Consider the following 20,783-nt stretch of genomic DNA (forward strand, 5'->3'; position numbering starts at 1 on the left):
TGATAATTGTTAAAGCAATCTATAGAACGCAAAGATGCAGACTCTCGAAAAACTCTCTCTCCCAATTATGGGCTGCGGGACTTGGGCCTGGGGCAACCAATTGCTCTGGGGATATAACGAAAGCATGGATGACCAGTTGCAAGCTGTCTTTAACCTTTGTGTGAGCAATGGCGTCACTTTATTTGATACAGGTGATTCTTATGGAACTGGGAGATTAAATGGTCGCAGTGAGCTACTCTTGGGACGATTCGACCGAGAATATGTAGGTACGGGCAAAGAAAATATTTACATTGCTACCAAGCTTGCTGCTTACCCGTGGAGATGGACACGGCAATCAATGGTGCAGGCCTGTAAGGCTTCTGCTCAGCGTTTGGGAAGAAATGTAGATTTGGTACAGATGCACTGGTCAACAGCGAACTATGCCCCTTGGCAAGAAGCTGGGCTGCTAGATGGTCTTGCGGATCTTTATGAGCAAGGGTTAGTTAAAGGAGTAGGACTATCCAATTACGGCCCTAAACGCCTTAAACATGTGCATAAAAAGTTTGCTGAGCGAGGAGTCCCAATTGCTACTCTGCAAGTTCAGTACTCACTGTTGTCTACATATCCTGTCACCCAATTAAAGCTCAAAGATGTTTGTGATGAACTAGGAATACAAATGATTGCATACAGCCCTCTGGCATTGGGGTTGTTGACAGGAAAATTCTCAGAAAAAGGCCCTTTTCCTAAAGGTATCCGAGGTTTACTGTTTAGGCAGTTATTGCCAGGAATGCGATCGCTTTTAGCATGTTTACGAGAAGTTGCACAATCCAGAAATAAGTCTATGTCACAAGTAGCAATTAACTGGTGTATCTGCAAGGGAACTATTCCTATCCCTGGAGCGAAGACCTTAGAACAGTCAAGGGATAACATTGGTGCTTTGGGTTGGTATTTGAACGCAAGTGAGATTGCAGAGTTAGATCAAGCGGCCGCGAATGCGGATAAAAAAATGGTACAAAATATCTTTCAAACTAAATAACAGCAAGAGCACGGATGTTACGGAGGCTTGAGAATACCGAAATTCTTCACCGTATCTATAATCCAGCTATTCTCAAAGGATTGCTGGGCAAAAGATGCAGCTATGCGATGGGCTACGCCCCGCCGGAGGCGATCGCAGCCAGTCATATATAAAAATAGCTACACCTATACTAAATGAACCACTATTCATGTTATCCTCCCAAGGAAGAATAAAGAGGAGTGATATGCGAATCAAAAGATTGTCTGTACTTTTTTCAATCTTTGTCATTACTCTTTGCTGTTGTTTGAGCTTCAGAGTGGATGCACAGAATCAGATGACAAATAATGGGATCGCAACTATCATCGACGATATGAAACCGTTTCATGAGGGAATGCCACATGGTGTTCCAAAGAGTTATGGCTGGGCATCTGCTCCTCGTATAGGTATGGGGAACAATCCACAAGGTTCTAAAGCTATGATGGCATGGGGGCAACTATACGAAGCTGCTGAAGGTAATCCTGCTGCTAATACCAGGGTTCAGATAAAAGATATCAAGGCTTACATGCTCAGCAAGACAGATAGTAAATGGCATCTTCTCCAAAGTTCGACAGTAGTTGAAGGGGCTGCTTATCGAGAGGATTTTGCTAATGATACTAACAAATCCGCAGATATGCGTTCCGAGCAGGATGGTAGTATTTCAGCCAAAGCAGGCGATGGATACAACTTTCACTTCTGGTGTACATCTGGTCGGGTTAAAATTAATCCTTACGACGTGGCAGGAATGTTTACCACTGTTCAAGCCAGGCTGGGACTTGACAATACCAAAGGACAGGACGATCGCTCTCAAGCTCGCTATTTGCTAAGCATGGGTGGTGATTACTGGCCTGACTTAACTTCTGAGTGGGGCGAACGAGACACAATCGGTGATATAGCTATTGGCAAATTTAAGTACGTTACAAAAGACTGGAAAGCTTTTAATATGTCTAGTCTTTCACCGGAGCAAATCCGTCAAAACCCGCCACCAATCTAGTAGGGGAATGATACCCATTAGCTGACCAAAATATTGCACTCATAATACCTCTGGTGGCGATCGCCAAGTGTGTCGGAAACATTTTCCCAGTTTGTTAGTCATGGCATAGAGTTTTGATACAAGGTCGGTTATTGGCTCTACAATTTGCTAAACTCCAACTTCATGGACACATAAAAACTACTTGAGCATCGGGAATTTGGAGGGGGTCGCGGAGTGACTGATGATGGCGCAGATAATCTAGAACAGATTCATTCTAGAGAGTTCTCATGGCGATTATGGCCTGTTTTGCCACTCTATCCTTATGGCAAACGACGGACAATCCGCAAAGAAGTAGTTAAGGATACAATCTGGACTTTTGACCAACTTCAAGGCATCTTCTACGTTGTCGTACCAATTCGGATGACCGTTGTGAAGCTAGATGATGGAGGTCTTCTGGTCTATGCACCTGTTGCACCTACCCCAGAGTGTACCCGGCTCGTCAATGAGTTGGTAGCAAAACACGGCAACGTCAGGTATATCATCCTACCAACAATCTCTGGTTTAGAACACAAAGTCTTCGTCGGCCCCTTTGCTAGATGTTTTCCTAATGCACAGGTCTTTGTCGCTCCTAATCAGTGGAGTTTCCCGTTAAATCTGCCACTTAGCTGGCTTGGCTTACCCCCTAAACGTACTCAGGTACTACCACAAGATAGTACTAAAACCCCCTTTGCAGACCAGTTTGACTATGCAATCCTGGGCCCCATCGATTTGGGCCCAGGTAAATTTGCAGAGGTTGCATTTTTCCACAAGCGATCGCATACATTATTGGTAACAGACTCAGTAATTTCCATACCAGAAGATCCGCCTGCGATCGTGCAGTTAGATCCGTATCCCTTACTGTTCCATGCCAAAGACAAAGCCTCTGATATCGTTGCAGACATTCCAGTAAACCGCCGTAAGGGATGGCAACGTATTTCACTATTTGCTTTGTATTTCCAACCAAGCGCCCTGGAGATCAGTAGATGGGGTCAAGTATTTCGAGATGCCCTGAAAGCACCGGAACGCTCAAATAGAGCCTATTTTGGATTGTTTCCTTTTAAATGGCAAGAAAACTGGCAGCGATCATTTTATGCACTGCAAGGAGGTGGGCGTTTATTTGTAGCACCAATTTTACAGACGCTCATTCTCAATCGAGCACCAAGAGAAACCATCGACTGGGCTAATCAAGTAGCAAGTTGGGACTTCCAGTGGATTGTTCCTTGCCACTTTGACTCACCAATTAAAGTAGCACCGCATCAATTTCGCCAAGCTTTCTCCTTCCTAGAAAAGCAACCTGTCAATGTAGGTTTTGGTGATAACAGTTACCCTTTACCAGAGGAGGATTTTAAAGTACTTAGAGTAATCGATACAGGTTTAAATAAGTTAAATATTGTGCCGCCAGTGAAAGATAAGGTGTAGGAACTACAAATAGTGACATCCTCAGACTATTGATAGAATCCATATATCTATAAAGATAGAAAGAATACTTCGGTAATCAAGGTATTATTTATCCTAATCCTGATAATTGCTGTGTTTCTTGAATTCAATTTGGTGGAGTCGTAAAAATTTTGCGGCGAATTTTACCCCGGTTTGACTACGGGGTTTTTTATATTTCCAGGGCGATTCCTGCGGCGGGCTACGCCTACGCTAATCAACTAAGCTTGCAACGCCTTGAAGCACTTATTCAAAACTGTATTGATGGTTTGTTTAATCTGATGATTGCGGTTCCACTTCTGGAATGCGATTTCGTACTCTTCACCTTTAGTTTGAAAAGTATTCCAGGCATCAAGTCCTACTGGCAGTCCGCTGAACAGCAAAATATACAACGACCAGACAAGACCTCCGCTAGTGAGCAAATCGAGCAGCATCAAAAAACCATTGACAATTGTATAATTACCGAGACGCTTCTTAAATTTTCTGATACGGAAAGCGTCAAAGGCTTTTCGCTTTTGCACTTGCCCTTGTTGTACTACCCAATCGCGTTCTGCGAGTTTTAAAGACTCTGGAGAAATTTCCAACTCAGTTGCAATTTCCAAAAGATGCTCGTAAGAAAATTCTGTATCTTTATCATCTGCTTGACGGGCGATCGCCAATTGCAGAATTTGCTGCACATCTTCTTGGCTATAAGAGCGGATGCTGTTAGGTTCAAACGCTGTCATAATTCTTTCTCTTAATCTTACTTTTGGTTGAGATTTGCTGCCCGACAGATGTTATGGAACCAGACCGCCATCAGCAGTACTATCTCCATTATTCCTACACTAGCAAATCTAGAGAGTGCTGTAGGAACAAATTTCACCATATATTTTGAGTGCTGAAGCGCGGATAGCTATGGTTTAGCCCGTGTTGAGTCAGGAGTTCTGCGTAATGAGGGCTGAGTGATGAGTGCTGAGTGCTGAGTGCTGATACCATTTAACTTTAAAAATGATACAAATACGTTGGTAGGGACACGGCATTGCCCATACGTGTCAACTTAACGTAAAAGCCTAGTCTGATAAGAACAGTGAAAATTTCTCGATGTACCACCGAGATTTTCGATCCCCCCTAACCCCCCTTGGAAAGGGGGGAACTAGAATCGAATGCCCCCTTATCAAGGGGGTTGGGGGATCTAAAACGACGGTAAATTGAGTGTTTGAGCTGAAGTTGACACGTATGAGCATTGCCGTGCCCCTACAAGAAATCTATATGTATCAAGATTTTCGTGAATTGGTATGAGTCCTGAGTCAAGAATCAGTATCAGAACTTACGCACTCAGATCCCCCAACCCCCTTAAAAAGGGGGCTTTATAAATTCCTCCCTTTTGAAGGGGAGCCAGCGCGGTCTTCTCTACTTTGAGGCTGCGCCAAGGGGGTTTCCACGCCACTCCCCACAACGGATAGCGCAGCGAAGCGCGAGTCTTGTCTGCGACACGCTGCGCGAACGAGCGTCGGGAACCTCCACAAGGGGGTGGCTCCCCATGAGCGACTGGCGTGGGCTAGAGGGGATCTAGGTTTCAGCCTTCAGTGCGTAAGTCCTAAGTATTTATTCTCACCCTGCCCCTCTGCTCCCCTGCCTCCTCAATTTTGGATTTGAGATTATTCAATCCAAAATCTGTCTTGAAAAGTTTGCTACGGAGGGAACCCTCCTTACAACTTTCCGCAAAATCTAAAATCTAAAATTCTACTGCTTCCCTGCCCTTTCCTTTCACTATCTGCATTGAGGTTGTCGAAAGGCATAGATATCTTGAATCACTTGTACCCAACCATCAGCGACAGATTCGAGAATGCGATCGCCTTTTTCTGTAGTTGCGGTTGTGGCGTCGCCAATCACTCCACTTTTACTAATATCCCGCGTCACCCAAGCCACAGGTAATTTACCCTCCCAACTTAGCAAAGTACTCTGTGATTGTTCTGGTGGATACTCTGCAACAGCTTCCTCCAGCTTTACTTGTTCCGGCAAAATTGACAGCATAATACTAGTTTCTGCATCTCCGGCGTGCATTCCTAGCGCTGCTTCCTTCGGAGTCAATAAATCTTTAGTGATATTAGGCACACGCCAAGTAAACAGCGGAAATACTAAAAAGTCATCATACATAACATGCAAATCCCGCGCTGCCATTTGCATAACTTGGGGCTGTCCGCCGTGGGAGTTCATTAACACTAGTTTTCTAAAGCCAGCACGATAGATACTTTCTCCCACCTCCATGATGATTGCCGTGAGAGTTGCTGTACTCAAGCTAATCGTGCCAGGAAAGTGTAAGTGTTCGTTAGACTTGCCATAATAAAGCGTTGGTAAGGCATAGGCGGGAATCCCAGAGTTTAGCTTTTCCAATGCTTTTCCTAGTACTCCCACACCAATAGCAGCATCTACAATCAACGGCAGATGAGGGCCATGTTGTTCAACTGCTCCTACTGGTTGAATGATTACCACATTTTCCTTATCTGGCATGGACTGGATGTCAGTCCAAGTGAGGTAAGAAAAAAAGCGTTCTGGAGGGATGAAACTGTGCATATTACTTGGATTGCGCCATTTTTATCTTAACGGGATTGATGCAAGAAACAAGATTGTGGGCAAACTAACTTCAGCCAGGAAATTTGCTTTTTGCTTACATCTTGTACTTAGCCCTGGCGACTCTAATCGCTTAGTGCAAGATTAAGAGTTACCAAACTGCCTAATTGAAGCAATGAATCTTTCTGGCTTGTCATATTCTAAAAAGTTACCACTGCGCTTTGTACTCATCGTCCCTTTTGTGATCCAAATCTTTGCCGCTGTGGGGCTGGTGGGGTATCTCTCGTTTAAAAATGGACAGAAGGCAGTCAATGATCTTGCCAATCAATTGATGAGCAAAACCGGTAGCCTAGTTGATGAACACCTTGATACTTACTTGGCAACCCCGCATCAAATTAATCAAATCAACATTGATGCCATAGAACAAGGACTACTCAATTTACAAGACTTGCAAGGTACAGGGCGTTACTTTTGGAAACAAGCGCAGGTATTCAAAAATGTTAGCTACATTGGCTACAACCTGCAAACTTATCAAGGGGCGGGTGCAGGTCGTTGGCTACCAGGTCAGGGGATCTTAATTAGCGAAGATTCTGCCAAGAAAAACTACATTTACACGACCGATAGCCAAGGAAATCGCACAAAGTTGCTAGAAGTCGTAAATTATGATCCGCTAACCGATGTATGGTACGCAGAGACAGTAAAGGCAGGCAAACCCATCTGGAGTCGAATTTATGCATCAGAGGGATTTGAGGGATATGTTACGGCTTCAGCAAACCGTCCTATCTACGACAAAACTTATAAACTGATTGGTATCTTAGGTGTAGATTTACTGCTGTCGAATATTAGTGATTTTCTAGCCAACTTAAAAGTTAGTCCAAGCGCCAAGATTTTTATCATGGAACGCAATGGACTATTAATTGCTAATTCTAGTCGCCAAAAACCATTTACAGTAACGAATGGGAAAACACAACGCTTAAGCGTATTTAACAGTAACGACCTGTTAATTCAAGCAACAGCAAAGTATTTACAACAAAGATTTAGTGACTTTAACGCAATTAAAGACAGCCAAGAACTGAATTTTGAGTTCAAAGGCGATCGCGAATTTGTCCACGTTATGAATTGGCAAGATGAGTTTGGTCTGGACTGGTTAGTAGTTGTAGTTGTACCAGAAAGCGACTTCATGGCGCAAATCAACGCCAATAACCAGACAACAATCCTACTGTGTTTTGGTGCATTAGGGGTGGCGATAGTTTTGGGAATCTATACATCTTGTTGGATTACCAAACCTATGTGGGAATTAAGTAAAGCTAGTAGGGCGATCGCATCTGGTAATCTAGGTCAAGTAGTAAAAGTCTCGGATATCAAAGAACTCAGCATCCTTGCCCAATCTTTTAACCAAATGGCAGGACAGTTGCAAGAGTCTTTCACTGCTTTAGAAAAAACCAATCAAGACTTAGAAAAGCGAGTTCAAGAACGTACTGTAGAACTGAAAGCCGCAAAAGAAACTGCCGATGTTGCTAATCAAGCAAAAAGCGAATTTCTCGCAAACATGAGCCATGAACTCCGCACTCCCCTCAACGGAATTCTCGGCTACGCTCAAATTCTCCAACGCGATAAAATCGCTACTCCCAAACAACGGAACGGACTAAGCATTATTCAGCAGTGTGGCTCTCACCTACTAACATTAATTAATGACATCTTAGATATTTCTAAAATTGAAGCCAAAAAACTCGATATTTACACTAATGATTTTAATTTAGAAAACTTTCTTTTGGGAGTACGAGACATCTGTAGTATTAAAGCAGAGCAAAAAGAAATTAGCTTTAAATATGAAGTACTTAATCAACTACCTACCGCTATTAATACTGATGAAAAGCGTCTAAGACAAGTATTAATTAATCTTTTGGGTAATGCTGTTAAGTTTACAGAACGTGGAGGAGTAACATTTAAAGTAGGAGTTTTAGAAGATGAAAAAAATGAAACATCTTCAATAGTAAATCAAAAAACAAATATCAAAATTTGGAGAATTCGCTTCCAAATTGAAGATTCAGGCGTTGGGATGACTTCTGAACAATTAGATAGAATTTTCTTGCCTTTTGAGCAGGTAGGTGATAGCAAAAGTAAATCTGAAGGTACAGGTTTGGGATTGGCAATCAGTCGTCAAATCGTGGAGATGATGGGAGGTAATATCCAAGTCGAAAGTACCCCAAATCAAGGTAGCAAGTTTTGGTTTGATTTAAATCTATTAGAAGCTACTAATTGGATATCAACAAAAATGCCTGGGTTTAACAAAAACGTGATTTCTTACCAAGGTAGACAACAGGTAATTCTAATTGTTGATGATCGTTGGGAAAATCGCTCTGTAATTATCAATCTGCTCGAACCTGTTGGTTTTAAAGTCATTGAAGCACAAAATGGAGAAGAAGGTTTAAAAAAGGCTCAGGAATTTCAACCAGATTTAATTATTACCGACTTAGTAATGCCTGTGATGAATGGCTTAGAAATGACGCAACATTTACGCTCTAAATCGGAATTCCAGAATATCGTGATTATTGCATCTTCTGCAAGTGTATTTAGCTTGAATCGTCAAGAGAGCCAAGAAGCAGGTTGTAATGATTTTCTACCCAAACCAGTGCAAAGTTCCGAGTTATTTGACAAATTACAGCATTATCTGAATTTGCTCTGGATTTATGAACCAGAAAAGTTAGAAAGTAATTTACCTTTAGAGCAAATGATATTTCCGCCTAAAGAGCAGCTTATTAATTTGTATAATTTTGCTAAAACTGGTTGTATTCAAGATATTCAAGAAGAAGCAAGCCGCATTAAAGATTCAGACTCTAAATATACAGTTTTTGCTAACAAGATATTAGAATTAGCAGAAGAATTAGATGATGAAAAAATTATTGATTTAATAAAAGATAAATTAGCCCAAGTTGAAAAATGACTAACTATCAAAGAGATTTAATTTTAATTGTTGATGATATTCCAAATAATCTCAAGGTTCTATTTGATATTTTAAATAATTCTGGCTTTAAAGTCTCGATTGCCAAAAGCGGTGAAAGTGCATTAGAAAAAGCGCAAGAGACATTACCAAACTTAATTTTATTAGATGTGATGATGCCAGGAATAGATGGATTTGAAACTTGCCATCGTCTTAAAAAGAACCAAAAAACTAAGGATATTCCAGTAATTTTTATGACTGCGCTTTCTGAAACTGTGGAAAAAGTCAAGGGACTGCATTTGGGTGCGGTGGACTATATTACTAAGCCTATTGAACATGAAGAGGTTTTAGCCCGGATCAATGTCCACTTAGAATTGCGGAGAATGCAACTAAAGTTAGTACAAGAAGAAAAAATGTCTTCCTTGGGACAGTTGGTAGCAGGAATTGCTCATGAAATTAACAATCCAGTTAATTTTATTTATGGCAACTTAATTCACACTAAAAAATATATTGAAGACTTGTTAAAATTACTGAAATTGTACGAAGTTTATACACCAGTTGCTCATCAAGAAATTCAAGATTTTTCAGAATTAATTGAGCTTGATTTTATCAAAGAAGATATTCCCAAAATTTTATCGTCAATGATGCTGGGAGCTGAGCGTATTCAGGAAATTGTGCGATCGCTCCGAATTTTCTCCCGATTGGATGAAGCGGAAATCAAAGAAGTTGATTTGCATGTAGGTATCGATAGTACTCTAATGATTTTGCATCATCGCCTGAGAGCTACACACGAACGTCCAGCTATTGAAGTAGTTAAGGAGTACGGTGAATTAGTACCCATAGAGTGCTATGCAGGACAACTAAATCAAGTATTTCTAAATATCTTATCTAATGCTATTGATGCCATTGAAGAGAAAATTAATCATCCGCAAATTCTAAAATTAGAGAAAACAGAGGTAGATAAATTAATTTCCTTATCTTCTTCATATACTAAACTCTCAAATCCCGATTCCATCTTCCTGAAATGTAAAATTTATTTTACACCTCAAATCAAAATTAATACAGAACTAACTGAAGATAAAAAAACTATATTAATTCAAATTACCGACAATGGAATAGGAATGTCTCAGAAAGTTCAACAGCGGGTATTTGAACAATTTTTTACTACTAAAGATGTGGGTAAAGGTACTGGTTTAGGATTAGCGATCGCTCATCAAATTATTGTGGAAAAGCATAGAGGAACCTTAGAAGTAAAGTCAGTTCCAGGACATGGCTCACAGTTTACAATTGCCATTCCAATTTATTAAAATTCTAAATTAGAGACTCTTAAGATACTTGTGCTGTATAAATTGGGATCACTTGCAATTCCCCAGATGAAGACTCTCAGCATATCCAGTCTGATCGAGATGCAGCAGGGGATAATAACAGTATAAGCGGCACTAATAAGGACTTAAGCCAATGACTGAAGAAAATGGATCGATTCGCACCCTATCAGTTGATATTGGCGGTAGTGGTGTCAAAGCCATAGTTTTGGATATCACGGGAACTCCATTAACAGAAAGAGTACGTTTAGAAACACCTCAACCTGCTACACCCGAAGTTGTAATTAATGCAATTATCGTTTTAGCAGCTGCACAAGGGGAATTTCATCGCGTTTCGGTAGGATTTCCTGGTGTAGTGCGGTGTGGAGTAACGGAAACAGCAGTAAACTTACACCCAGATTGGATCGGGTTTAACTTGGAAACAGTATTGTCTAATAGCTTACATAAACCTGTACGTGTAATTAATGATGCAGATATGCAAGGGTTTGGGGCGATCGCAGGTAAAGGCGTAGAATTGGTGGTTACTCTGGGAACAGGATTTGGTTCGGCTTTGTTTGTGGATGGTAAATTAGTGCCAAATATGGAAATGGGTCATCATCAGTTTCGCAAAGGCGAGACTTATGAGCAACAACTGAGGCGTGCAGAGTTAGAAAAAATTGGTGAGAAAAGATGGAACAGGCGTTTAGAAAAAGCGATCGCATCCTTGCAACATCTATTCAATTATGATTACCTTTACATCGGCGGTGGTGAAGCCGTCAAGGTAAATATCCAATTGCCGTTAAATGTCAAACTTATCCCTAATATTGCTGGTTTATTAGGTGGTATCGCTTTATGGCGAGAGGAGAAAAAGTGAAAGCAGGCAGGAGACAGGAGATAGGAGACAGGAGACAGAAGACAGAAGACAGGAATCATCAATTATTTTCTCCCCTTGCCCCTCTGCCTCCCACTCCCCAGACATCTCTACCTTCTGCGTAAGTCTTACGAGGGATGCATCTACCCTTAATCAAACTTTACATAGAAGGAAGAGGGTAAGGGTGATTAACCATGCAATTGAAGCCAATTAGTCAGCAGGTAGTAGCCGTAGTTGGGGCTTCCAGCGGAATCGGAAGGGACACAGCAGTAAAGTTTGCCCAACGTGGTGCAAAGGTAGTAGTTGCAGCACGCAGCGAATTAGGGTTGAAGTCCTTAGTAGAAGAAATCCAAGGTTTTGGCGGTGATGCAATCTATGTTGTCGCCGATGTCAGTGACTTTCAGCAAGTAAAAGCGATCGCAGACAAAGCCGTAGCAAAATATGGACGGCTGGATACTTGGGTTCATGCTGCGGCGACAGGTATACTTGCGCCTTTCGAGAAAATTACACCGGAGGAATTTGAGCGAGTTGTTGATGTCACTTTGATGGGACAGGTGTATGGTGCAATGGCAGCACTACCTTATCTCAAACAAGAGGGACGCGGGGCGTTAATTCATATTTCCTCAATGGAGGGTAGGCGCAGTCTACCATTGCAAAGTCCCTACTCTACAGCCAAGCACGGTTTAGAAGGTTTCTTAGAAGCGTTGCGCGTTGAGTTGGAACACGAAAAGTGGCCTATCAGCGTCACGTCAATATTGCCTTCAGTCATTAACACACCTTTCTACAATAAAGTTCGCACCAAGCTAGGAGTGAAACCGACAGGGATACCGCCGTATTATGATCCTAGTTTAGTTGCTGATGCCATTCTCTACGTTGCCGAACATCCCACACGCGATTTTATCGTCGGAGATGTAGGCAGAGTGTTAGATGCGCTACAACGCGTTTCACCGTCTCTAGTGGATTCAGTGCTGGCAGCGATCGGCTTTGTAGGACAGCGTACTAATGAGCCGAAATCAGAGGATGCGCCAGACAATGTTTTTGAACCGATAAACGGCTATGACCGTGTTGAGGGAGACTTTAAAAACCTGATAATACCAAGCTTCTCAGATTGGTGGGATATGAATCCAACCTTGAAGTGGGGAGCGATCGGTTTAGCAGCGTTGGGGATAGCTGCGTTTCTGGGTGGGTGGCATGACGGCAAGGATGTTTGATGCAGCAACGCGTGGTAGAGACAAGAGTAGGTGTAATTGTTCTCTATCCGCCTTAGTAATTTAGTTAACTAAGTTAAATTTTAATTTACCCGTCGCCGAGTATTTTTGTCTCGTGAACGAGTATCAAAGACTCATCGCCGAGTATTTTTGTCTCGTGAGCATAAAAAATTACTACACTAATGTCCATTTAAAAAGCCTGCAAACATTGGACTTTATAACTTTTGATTGATGAGGTTGCTAGCTAATTAGACGAAAATTTTGCTGGACTTTAAAAAATATCAAGAAACAAACATGGCCAGCATCAAAATTACTAACTTACAACCTTTGAATAAAGTTGAAGAACAAGAACTATCTAATGCAGAACTCACAGCAGTCAGTGGAGGAATTCAATTTCAGCTTCTAGGTAATAACTATGTAGATGCAACATTTGGGGGTTTTAGATTAACGCTTTAAATTTGACAGCGTGCTTGTCTTTGCGAACACTATAATCGTTAATCTGAAATTTTTTTATCTGCAACCTGACCACCAAAATAATAAAACTTATCGTTCTTCTGTCCTGCCTGAAACAGATAAATAGTAATAGAAAATTAAATACCTCACAGCTTATTACTTCTTCAAAGGTTGCACACTAACCATCTGCTCAACTTCATTGACAGTTATTCGCCCTAGTCCAAATTGCTCAATAACCGCTGCATTCGTCGTTAAATGTGTACTAATTTCAGCGACTCGGTATTGACTTTCCTGTGAGGCTAAAGCCGCTGGTAATAATAACTGATCGGCTAAATGTTCATCTACTGGTGCGCCTGTTTGATGAAATTCAAGTAGTTGCTGACAAGCAATTTCTGCAACTGTTTCCGCTGATAACCGCAAACGCCCAAACCCACCAAACCCAGTCAAGCTATTTTGATATTCAGCAGTTAGGAAAATACCCGCCCCCGGTGCAACGCCTTTTTCTCGTAAAGCCTGTACAGTAACTTTTAACTGCGCTTCTCTTAACAAATTCTCGGCACGATTCGCCATCCGTTGCGGAATATGCGAAGGAAGTTCTGTGACTACCGCTAGTCCCCGCACCTGCTTTAAATCTCCCCGTTCTAGCAAGTTGATCCCACTAAGTTTACTACCACCAGCCACCCGCATCTCTACCTCTCCACCACCTTGAGGATACCACCCCCAAGCGCCTAACTTAACTTGGGCTTCCACTCCCATACGTTGCAATATTGGCAGATAAACTTGCTCAATGTAAGTCACTGTCGGACTAAAGATGACATGAGTTCCACCCCGTAGCGTTACTAGGGAATCACCATTTGCTAGTGCCAAAGGTAAAAGAATAGTCTGTAAAACTAGAGCGATCGCCCCAGCAGAACCCCCAGTTCGCACTTCACCCACATCAAAAGTATAAGTTCCAGTTTGTACAGAACTACCAGGGATGAATTCCAGTAGCATTGAACCCAAAGCATCACCTCGGAGTTGAGCATTACAAATTCTTGCCGCAGCCCGAACTGCTGTTAAATGTTGTGCTGCTAATCCTGGCTTTTTGCGTCCGGCGCGAATGCCTGTAATACGTATGGGTTCGCCAGTGATGGCGGCGAGACTCAGGGAAGTGCGAAGAACCTGTCCGCCTCCCTCTCCGTAGGAACCGTCAATTTCAATCATGCGCGATTTTAGGATGATGGAGCCACTGGTATGCTCTCGAAACCATTGAGCCAAGTAGCGTGATTGTGGGTTTTCCCCACGTTTATTGAATCAAACTATAAGAGGTTACACAAATATACACAGATTCGGATCTGTGTGTCTGTAACTTCCTAAAATTGCACTTTTAATTATGAATTTTTAATTGTAAAGCCTTACTTTTACCGGGATTCATTAACCCATAAGGGTCAACCATTTCCTTAAATTTTAATTGCTCAGGATCAATAACTTTTCTTCCCCCATCTTCAATAATATAAGTGTGAGGATTGGCAATAAACACACCCTGCGCCTCATGATAGCGGATAATTTCGTTGAGGCGTTCCTCTGTGGTGTAGCGCACAAGTTGCAAAGCACCAGGAATTACACTACCATTCACCCGAAAAAATTCTAAATGCATCATCACCTCATCACCAAAATGATGATATAGATGCTCTACCAGTTGCAAACTTTGATTAGCAGGAAACATACTTTGCAAATAGGTAATTGAAGTATCTACCGTCCGGGCGTGCAAGGTAGTATGGTTCCAAGTAAATTCTGCTAAATGCGTGCCTTTTCCTGCTTCCTGGGCTGGTTTCTGATAAGTAATCTTACCGCCGTATTCCTGCACTAAACCAGGTAATAATTCCAAACTCGATTCGGCAAGCATTAACAATACCGGGTGAGTACCTTGAGGAATATAATCTTGCAGAGCGTGAAAATATTGTGGAATCTGGGATGCAAACACAGAAATCAACTTCTTAATCATGCCATCAGCATTACCCAGCGCTTGACCAAAATTTACCGCTGCCATAAAGTCATCAAATGTGACAATGACTTCTGCCCAAGGATAAGCTGGCCCCAAAGGTATTTCTAATTCGGTGATAATGCCATTAATCCCCCAAGCATGATTCACCTTTTGCACATCGTCCCCCCGCAATTCAATGATACGGGGTTCATCTTCTACAGTCACAACTCGTAGAGCTAAGATATTACCGCGATCGCCTAGCAATCCATATTGTACAGACCCAATACCCCCACTCCCACCAGCAATAAATCCGCCAATTGTCGCTGTGCGGTACGTCGAGGGTGTCATCCGCATTTCCCAACCAATTTCTCTGGCTTTTTTATCCAACGCCGCCAATTTTACCCCAGCTTCCACCCGCGCCACTCCCGGTTTCACCCAAGGAATCTCATGCATCCGTGTCATATCCAGAATTACACCACCGTGCAGCGGTACGCATTGCCCATAATTTCCAGTTCCCGCACCCCGCACAGTCACGGGTACACGATATTTGGCACAAGCCGCCGCAACCTTTAAAACCTCTTCTTCATTAGCGGGACGCACCACAATATCCCCCACCTTTCCCTCTAACTTCGGTACTAAAACTGGGCTAAAAGTGTGGTAATCCTGAGATAATTTTGCTACTTGGCTAAGTTCGGTGATAATTTCTAGACCTTCTAGAGAATTAATCAAGGTATCTAATCTTGTTGTCATAAGTTATATCCTTTTTTTACGCAGCGAGAAGTCTGAAGCTTTCTTCCCCGTAGGGATACCGTGAGCGCAGATAGTTTCCTTTGCGTTACTCTGCGCTTTCCTTAGCGCCCCTTTGCGTTTTAAAACCTTAATTTTCTTCTTTAACAGCACTTTCATGCCACTTACTTAATATAAAGCCAGATACGGCACTCAGACTAACGAAAATTGAGATTAGTGTAAGTTAAATGCTTACCACATATCACTTTGCACCCAACTGACATCTTTCCTTTAATAGATGGGTACTATAAGCTTACTCTGCTAACAACATCTTCATGAAGTTGCCTTCAGATAAAACAGATATCCGCAAACTTACTGTGAATTTATGGTGTTTTTATGCTTTGTTCTTCCAGAATTAATAATTTTCAAAAAATCGGTATTTCCCTGATTAAATTAAACAATTTATCAATGATATAACTTTAATAAATTGTTTTTTGTAGCTATCTTAATTAAAAAAACAGTAAATCAATATGCAGTAGTCGTATAACTATAATCTCAATTTTTGCCTCCAAAATCACTTTACAAGCATTCTTGATTTTACCGAAAATCATTCCATAATTCGCCACAAATCACTTGATAGGGAAGCAGCTATGTCTCGAAAGCGTCGGACATTCAAAGCAATAAAAAAAACCTTCATCCAAATTAGCAAGCAATTTTTATCTGCAATTAAAAAGCAAATTATTTGGCTACTGCGGAATTTTGTTGTCACAGGAAGAAAACGAAACTCAGTAAATGCCGGTTTTGTTTTACCAACAGTAGCAATGGTAAGTTTAGTAGTTGTACTACTAACAACTGCAATTTTATTTCGCTCTTTTGAACGCTCCAAAAATGCTAGTAATGTCCGAGTGAATGAGGCTACTCTTAATGCTGCGACTCCAGCAATTGACCGCGCTAGAGCTAAATTAAACAAGCTATTTCAAGACGGGCGCCTACCACGAGCTACGCCAACAGATGATGCGTTGTACTCTACTTTAACAACAATACCCAATATCAACGAATACACTTTTGGCGACGAAATTCAACTACAGCTGACTCAAGGCTCAGACAATTTAAAGACAGCATGGCTGTACCCTGTAGATACCGACAACAACGGCAAATTTGATAGCTACACTCTTTATGGAATTTACTTTAAAAATCCTCCAATAGCCAGTGGTGCATATACCCGCGCTAGAAATTCTCTAGAGGCGAGAACTCCACCCATGACTGCTGGTAGTGTGAGTGGAGATTGTGGAGATACCCTAGGCACGAGCGCCACCTTGGTAGGTAACACTGGCTGGTTTAATATTGGCGGAAAATTAAAAAAAGCCTTTTTTGCTTACACTGCAACTGTTCCTATTACCACTACACCTACAGATACTACTAACTATGAGAAATACAAAGGTAATAAAGGTTTTTCTGCCATAGAGTATCAGCAAGAACGCGTACAACTTCCTCTGGTTAATAATGCTGTTATTTATGAGGATGACATAGGACTTACTCCCGGCCCTGCCTTTAGATTGAACGGGCGGATTTTTACTAATAGTAATTTCCTTACTGGTTCACCAGGAAGTGGTGTCACTTTATATCAAGTTAGCAGTAAAGCATCCTGCTTCTATGAAGATGACAATGCCAAAATTATTCTGGGTGGGAATTTAGGCGCTGGTGGATTTACAGATGCAAGTGATTTGGGTACTACTAGCAAAGTTCATCTATACAAAGGAAAAAGCACTGATCCTGATTTAACCTCTGAAGTTACGGCTAACAAATCAGTTGGTGGAAATCCAAACAATATAGCCTACAACAGCCTAGCTTATGTACAACGTATCAATCGCTTAGTGAGTGCTCATATTACTGCTGCAACTGCTGATCCACAAGAGGTTATAGATAATATTGCTAAAGAAAAAACGAAGCTTGGTTTACCAAGTTACACCACAGAAGAAAATGAAAGAATACGACGACAACAACTAGAGCTTTACTTTAAAAGACGCACTCGCCGTGTACCTTATGCAGAGGTTGGTTTTGGTGGCGATGCTCTAGGAAATTACAAAGTAGGGGGTAGCCAAGAAACTGAAATACTTCAAGGCAGTGGTAACACGTTACGTCCACCAGATCCTTGGATATATCCCATCAAACCTAGTGATGGTACAAGTAATACTGGTCTGGCATTAAGGACTAATACAGGCGATGCTACAAAGCTTTTACCTGGTGCAACCGAACCAACTAAACTGCAAAAACAGTTGGGAGGTATAGAGCAATTTTTGGGTGACAGGGTTTTGATGGGTAACAACCTCCCTGAACTCTGGTGGAACGGAACAAGCTTTGTTGGGCCAAATCCGCAAGATACCCAAAATATCACAGGTATTGTATGGGATGACGGAGATGGAACTCGTACTCGTCGTAGTCGTGTAGAAATACTGGCTGATTTAGGAGCTACAGACCGAGATAAAGACTGGGAATTAGCAGCTGCTAAAGTGCCGACTAATCCCCAAGACCCTGCTGGTGGCTTACGAGTGGTAACTGGTGCTGGGATTTATCTGCCTAGTGGTTATACTGTCACTGAGACTAGTGCTCAGTACACAGCAGCCAAAACTGCTACAGACAAAATCTGGTCAGATATGATGCCAGTTATTTCTACCGCTGCAACTGCAACTGCTACCAGTACTAAGGATACAGATATCGCATTTCCAGATAACGCAAATACACCTTACCTGCGGATGCGGGCGACAGTGGTTTATCACTATAACATTGCAAGCTACAATCAGCAGACTCCAGCACCTATTGCTTGTATTAGCAGCTACTACGATCCTACTAATAGCATTAGAGCTAGAAATCAAGAAGGTCTACCTAATGCCTCCCCTATTGGCTCTGACCCTAGTACAAATGTCACTGCTGCCAATGCTGGGAATTCCAATAACGGCATAGTTTACGCTGCTCCTGATATTGCTAGTGGCGAAACAACTTATGCAGCAGTCCTGAGTTACCAAGCCCAATTAAAATATCCCAATGGACGTTTGGTGAATGAGCCACTTCAAAAGGCTCTGGCAAAAACTGCCGCTAATCGTACTCTTTCAGAAAGATCTGCTGTTGAGTCTGCACTTTGCGCTCTCCAAATTTCAGATGGCACTATTAGCGTTCAGAGTACTCCTGTCATTCCTCACGGCGCAATTATGGAAACTGCCTTTCTTGATGCTAGGCAGATTAAGGCAATTCATGCAGACAATCCAGCAACCCCATCTGACCCAGCTAACCCACCGATATTAGAAACATTTACAAATGCAGATGGGGGCGCTGTAATACCATCAGCTATAGACTACAATCTTCCCATTCAAGATCGTCAACCTCTAGAAATTCGCACCACAGTATTAGATATCAATAAGCTGCGAGAAAAAACTATTAGTGGTGGCGTAACGACAGCAACCGAATATTTACTACCCAACAGCGGTATTATCTACGCTACTCGTGATGACGCACTTTTGGATGCGAGTGCAACAGGAATAAACCAGAAGACAGAAAGCCCTGTTGACTTTAAACTTGACCCGACTCGCCGTCCTAACGCCATTATGTTAATCAATAGTGACCTTAGCAATGACGGCCCAATCTGGCGAACGTTGGGTTATAGAGATACAGAAAAAGGGCTAATTTTAGCTTCCAACTTGCCTGTATATGTTAAAGGCAACTTCAATCGTCATACTCAACAAGAGTTTACAACAGCACTGGCAGATGATTGGAACAACTTTTATACTCGCACCGCAGCTCAACGCAATGTCCACTTTGCTTGTCGCTCAGGTGATCCGAGGCTGCCAAATTGTACTACTGGGGATAAATGGCGACCTGCAAGTATAATAGCCGATGCTGTAACCCTACTCTCTAATAACTTCCAGTTGGGTTTCCGCAACGAGGGAGACTATGACCTGAACAACAACCTGGGGGATACGAATTCTATTAACCAGTTTAAACAAAATGGCTTTTCTACTAATTTACATGTCACCAATGCTCAATGGTATGATCCAGCTACAACAAATACAGAGGTTCCTCCTGTAGTCAGTAGTTCCTACCTCAACAACTTTGTTACACCAGTTCAGCGACGAGGGAAATTCAACGAGTATTTAATGGAAGTCTGCGAAAAACTACCTGTCTCAGCGTGTACACCTCAAGACTGGAAAGTTAAGCCATCCACAAACGAAACCTCATGGAATATTGCTGGTGGTATTGTAGGTAAATCGAGAGGAGATAAAACGGCAACACCAGAAGTGCCCAGTGAAATCGAGTCGGGTACAACGGCTGTTCCTCCTATTGCTGCATATCAACGCTACCCCCGTCGAGTTGCTTTCAAACGCTACACTCAAGCTGATGTTGATGCCTATGCAGGCCCTAGTCCGACACCACAATTAGGTGCGTTATTTTTTAATGCTAGTGGCAAGCCAGTTATTCTAGGAATTGATGGAGGCATAGTCAAGGAGTATAGCCTTGGAAATAATACTGTTCAACCTCCATTAGTAAATAATGCTAAAGCTTTGTGGTTTAAGACAAGCAATGATGACAAAGCAATTGATGCTAGCAACCCAGGTTATTTGCAAGCTAGCTTCACAGCAGACGTAACGCCAGAGAACCAACCTATATTGCAGCCAGTCTTACAAATCAATATGCCTTTTGGTTCGCCTCAAACACCAAACAGTAGTACAATCGTGGGCCCTGATAGTGGCAACTATCATAACAACTGGTTGCAAATAGCTAGCGAAACCACCTTCAATTTGGTCGCTGCGGCTGGAGATACTCCCCCACGTCCCGCTGAAGATAATGGTGGTTTGCATAACTTTGTGCGGTTTTTGGAAAACTGGAACTCAACCGGCGGTACAGCGGATGCTACAAAAGCTAGAATTAGTGGCTCCTTTATCCAGTTCAAACGCAGTGCTTATGCTACAGGCCCATTTAGAGCCTTGTTATCAGGTGAGTATAAGATTACTGGAAACCAGCGCAGAGCTCCTTTCTACATCGCTCCTGGAAGGCAGTGGGGTTATGATGTAGGGCTACTGTCACAATCACCTGACTTGTTTGCCCAAAAATTGGTGAGAACGCCAGACGATCTGCCGGATGAATACTTCCGAGAAGTTGGGCGAGATGACCTCTGGGTAGCAACTTTGCTGTGTGCAAAAGACCCTAAAGGAACCGTTGCTGTGAGTGATGATACTTATGTAATTGACCAAGATCAACGTCCTTCTAGCTGTCAATCATAAAATCTTAGAAACTGGTGATAA

The 20,783-nt window shown here is 42.2% G+C and carries 14 protein-coding genes; 10 read left to right on the top strand and 4 right to left on the bottom strand.

The window, feature by feature from the left end:
• Positions 1 to 34 precede the first annotated feature (34 nt).
• The 4 genes from FNW02_RS02020 to FNW02_RS02035 all read left to right on the top strand — a co-directional run bounded on the left by FNW02_RS02020 (position 35) and on the right by FNW02_RS02035 (position 3,461).
• The gene (locus FNW02_RS02020) at positions 35 to 1,015 is read left to right on the top strand and encodes an aldo/keto reductase (RefSeq protein WP_191755909.1); all 981 of its coding nucleotides are present in this window, start codon (positions 35 to 37) and stop codon (positions 1,013 to 1,015) included.
• A 14-nt stretch (positions 1,016 to 1,029) separates the two neighbouring features.
• Complete coding sequence (locus FNW02_RS02025) at positions 1,030 to 1,167, top strand: hypothetical protein (RefSeq protein ID WP_191755910.1); 138 nt, start codon at positions 1,030 to 1,032, stop codon at positions 1,165 to 1,167.
• 161 nt (positions 1,168 to 1,328) lie between these two features.
• Positions 1,329 to 2,024: a hypothetical protein gene (locus tag FNW02_RS02030; RefSeq protein ID WP_191755911.1), complete on the top strand. Its 696-nt coding sequence runs from the start codon at positions 1,329 to 1,331 to the stop codon at positions 2,022 to 2,024.
• Between the two features lie 213 nt (positions 2,025 to 2,237).
• Entirely contained in the window at positions 2,238 to 3,461 is a 1,224-nt protein-coding gene (locus FNW02_RS02035) for a DUF4336 domain-containing protein (RefSeq protein ID WP_191755912.1), read from the top strand.
• A gap of 236 nt (positions 3,462 to 3,697) precedes the next feature.
• On the opposite strand, the gene FNW02_RS02040 is transcribed toward FNW02_RS02035, so the two are convergent.
• Both FNW02_RS02040 and FNW02_RS02045 read right to left on the bottom strand, forming a co-directional pair.
• Positions 3,698 to 4,201, bottom strand: coding sequence for a 2TM domain-containing protein (locus tag FNW02_RS02040; RefSeq protein WP_191755913.1), 504 nt, complete (start codon positions 4,199 to 4,201; stop codon positions 3,698 to 3,700).
• Positions 4,202 to 5,225: 1,024 nt separating this feature from the next.
• Positions 5,226 to 6,029, bottom strand: a complete 804-nt coding sequence (locus tag FNW02_RS02045) for a creatininase family protein (RefSeq protein WP_191755914.1) — start codon at positions 6,027 to 6,029, stop codon at positions 5,226 to 5,228.
• Positions 6,030 to 6,201: 172 nt separating this feature from the next.
• Here FNW02_RS02045 and FNW02_RS02050 point away from each other — a divergent pair, with 172 nt between their 5' ends.
• The 5 genes from FNW02_RS02050 to FNW02_RS02070 all read left to right on the top strand — a co-directional run bounded on the left by FNW02_RS02050 (position 6,202) and on the right by FNW02_RS02070 (position 12,803).
• On the top strand, positions 6,202 to 8,970 hold the full coding sequence (locus FNW02_RS02050; protein WP_191755915.1) for a hybrid sensor histidine kinase/response regulator: 2,769 nt from the start codon (positions 6,202 to 6,204) through the stop codon (positions 8,968 to 8,970).
• Entirely contained in the window at positions 8,967 to 10,274 is a 1,308-nt protein-coding gene (locus tag FNW02_RS02055) for a sensor histidine kinase (protein WP_191755916.1), read from the top strand. The genes FNW02_RS02050 and FNW02_RS02055 overlap by 4 nt, the downstream gene beginning before the upstream one ends.
• A gap of 151 nt (positions 10,275 to 10,425) precedes the next feature.
• Positions 10,426 to 11,142 carry an ROK family protein gene (locus FNW02_RS02060; RefSeq protein ID WP_191755917.1) on the top strand — a complete coding sequence of 239 codons (717 nt, stop codon included), beginning with the start codon at positions 10,426 to 10,428 and terminating at the stop codon, positions 11,140 to 11,142.
• A 191-nt stretch (positions 11,143 to 11,333) separates the two neighbouring features.
• A complete protein-coding gene (locus tag FNW02_RS02065; RefSeq protein ID WP_191755918.1) occupies positions 11,334 to 12,350 on the top strand; it encodes an SDR family oxidoreductase in 1,017 nt (338 codons plus the stop codon).
• 291 nt (positions 12,351 to 12,641) lie between these two features.
• On the top strand, positions 12,642 to 12,803 hold the full coding sequence (locus tag FNW02_RS02070; RefSeq protein WP_191755919.1) for a hypothetical protein: 162 nt from the start codon (positions 12,642 to 12,644) through the stop codon (positions 12,801 to 12,803).
• Positions 12,804 to 12,956: 153 nt separating this feature from the next.
• Here the strand turns inward: FNW02_RS02070 and rtcA are convergent, their stop codons facing one another.
• Both rtcA and FNW02_RS02080 read right to left on the bottom strand, forming a co-directional pair.
• Positions 12,957 to 14,003, bottom strand: a complete 1,047-nt coding sequence (rtcA, locus tag FNW02_RS02075; RefSeq protein ID WP_191756043.1) for an RNA 3'-terminal phosphate cyclase — start codon at positions 14,001 to 14,003, stop codon at positions 12,957 to 12,959.
• 163 nt (positions 14,004 to 14,166) lie between these two features.
• Positions 14,167 to 15,513, bottom strand: a complete 1,347-nt coding sequence (locus FNW02_RS02080) for an FAD-binding oxidoreductase (protein ID WP_191755920.1) — start codon at positions 15,511 to 15,513, stop codon at positions 14,167 to 14,169.
• A 626-nt stretch (positions 15,514 to 16,139) separates the two neighbouring features.
• On the opposite strand from FNW02_RS02080, the gene hpsA reads away from it, so the two are divergent.
• Complete coding sequence (gene hpsA, locus FNW02_RS02085; protein WP_191755921.1) at positions 16,140 to 20,762, top strand: hormogonium polysaccharide biosynthesis protein HpsA; 4,623 nt, start codon at positions 16,140 to 16,142, stop codon at positions 20,760 to 20,762.
• Positions 20,763 to 20,783 lie beyond the last annotated feature (21 nt).

The organism is Komarekiella delphini-convector SJRDD-AB1, from assembly GCF_014831675.1.
Classification (GTDB): domain Bacteria; phylum Cyanobacteriota; class Cyanobacteriia; order Cyanobacteriales; family Nostocaceae; genus Komarekiella.

Bases quoted from the DNA above. Each gene is read 5' to 3' on its own strand.
- FNW02_RS02020 (WP_191755909.1), top strand. From the start codon at position 35: ATGCAGACTCTCGAAAAACTCTCTCTCCCAATTATGGGCTGCGGGACT.
- FNW02_RS02025 (WP_191755910.1), top strand. From the start codon at position 1,030: ATGTTACGGAGGCTTGAGAATACCGAAATTCTTCACCGTATCTATAAT.
- FNW02_RS02030 (WP_191755911.1), top strand. From the start codon at position 1,329: ATGACAAATAATGGGATCGCAACTATCATCGACGATATGAAACCGTTT.
- FNW02_RS02040 (WP_191755913.1), bottom strand. From the start codon at position 4,201: ATGACAGCGTTTGAACCTAACAGCATCCGCTCTTATAGCCAAGAAGAT.
- FNW02_RS02045 (WP_191755914.1), bottom strand. From the start codon at position 6,029: ATGCACAGTTTCATCCCTCCAGAACGCTTTTTTTCTTACCTCACTTGG.
- FNW02_RS02050 (WP_191755915.1), top strand. From the start codon at position 6,202: ATGAATCTTTCTGGCTTGTCATATTCTAAAAAGTTACCACTGCGCTTT.
- FNW02_RS02055 (WP_191755916.1), top strand. From the start codon at position 8,967: ATGACTAACTATCAAAGAGATTTAATTTTAATTGTTGATGATATTCCA.
- FNW02_RS02060 (WP_191755917.1), top strand. From the start codon at position 10,426: ATGACTGAAGAAAATGGATCGATTCGCACCCTATCAGTTGATATTGGC.
- FNW02_RS02065 (WP_191755918.1), top strand. From the start codon at position 11,334: ATGCAATTGAAGCCAATTAGTCAGCAGGTAGTAGCCGTAGTTGGGGCT.
- FNW02_RS02070 (WP_191755919.1), top strand. From the start codon at position 12,642: ATGGCCAGCATCAAAATTACTAACTTACAACCTTTGAATAAAGTTGAA.
- rtcA (WP_191756043.1), bottom strand. From the start codon at position 14,003: ATGATTGAAATTGACGGTTCCTACGGAGAGGGAGGCGGACAGGTTCTT.
- FNW02_RS02080 (WP_191755920.1), bottom strand. From the start codon at position 15,513: ATGACAACAAGATTAGATACCTTGATTAATTCTCTAGAAGGTCTAGAA.
- hpsA (WP_191755921.1), top strand. From the start codon at position 16,140: ATGTCTCGAAAGCGTCGGACATTCAAAGCAATAAAAAAAACCTTCATC.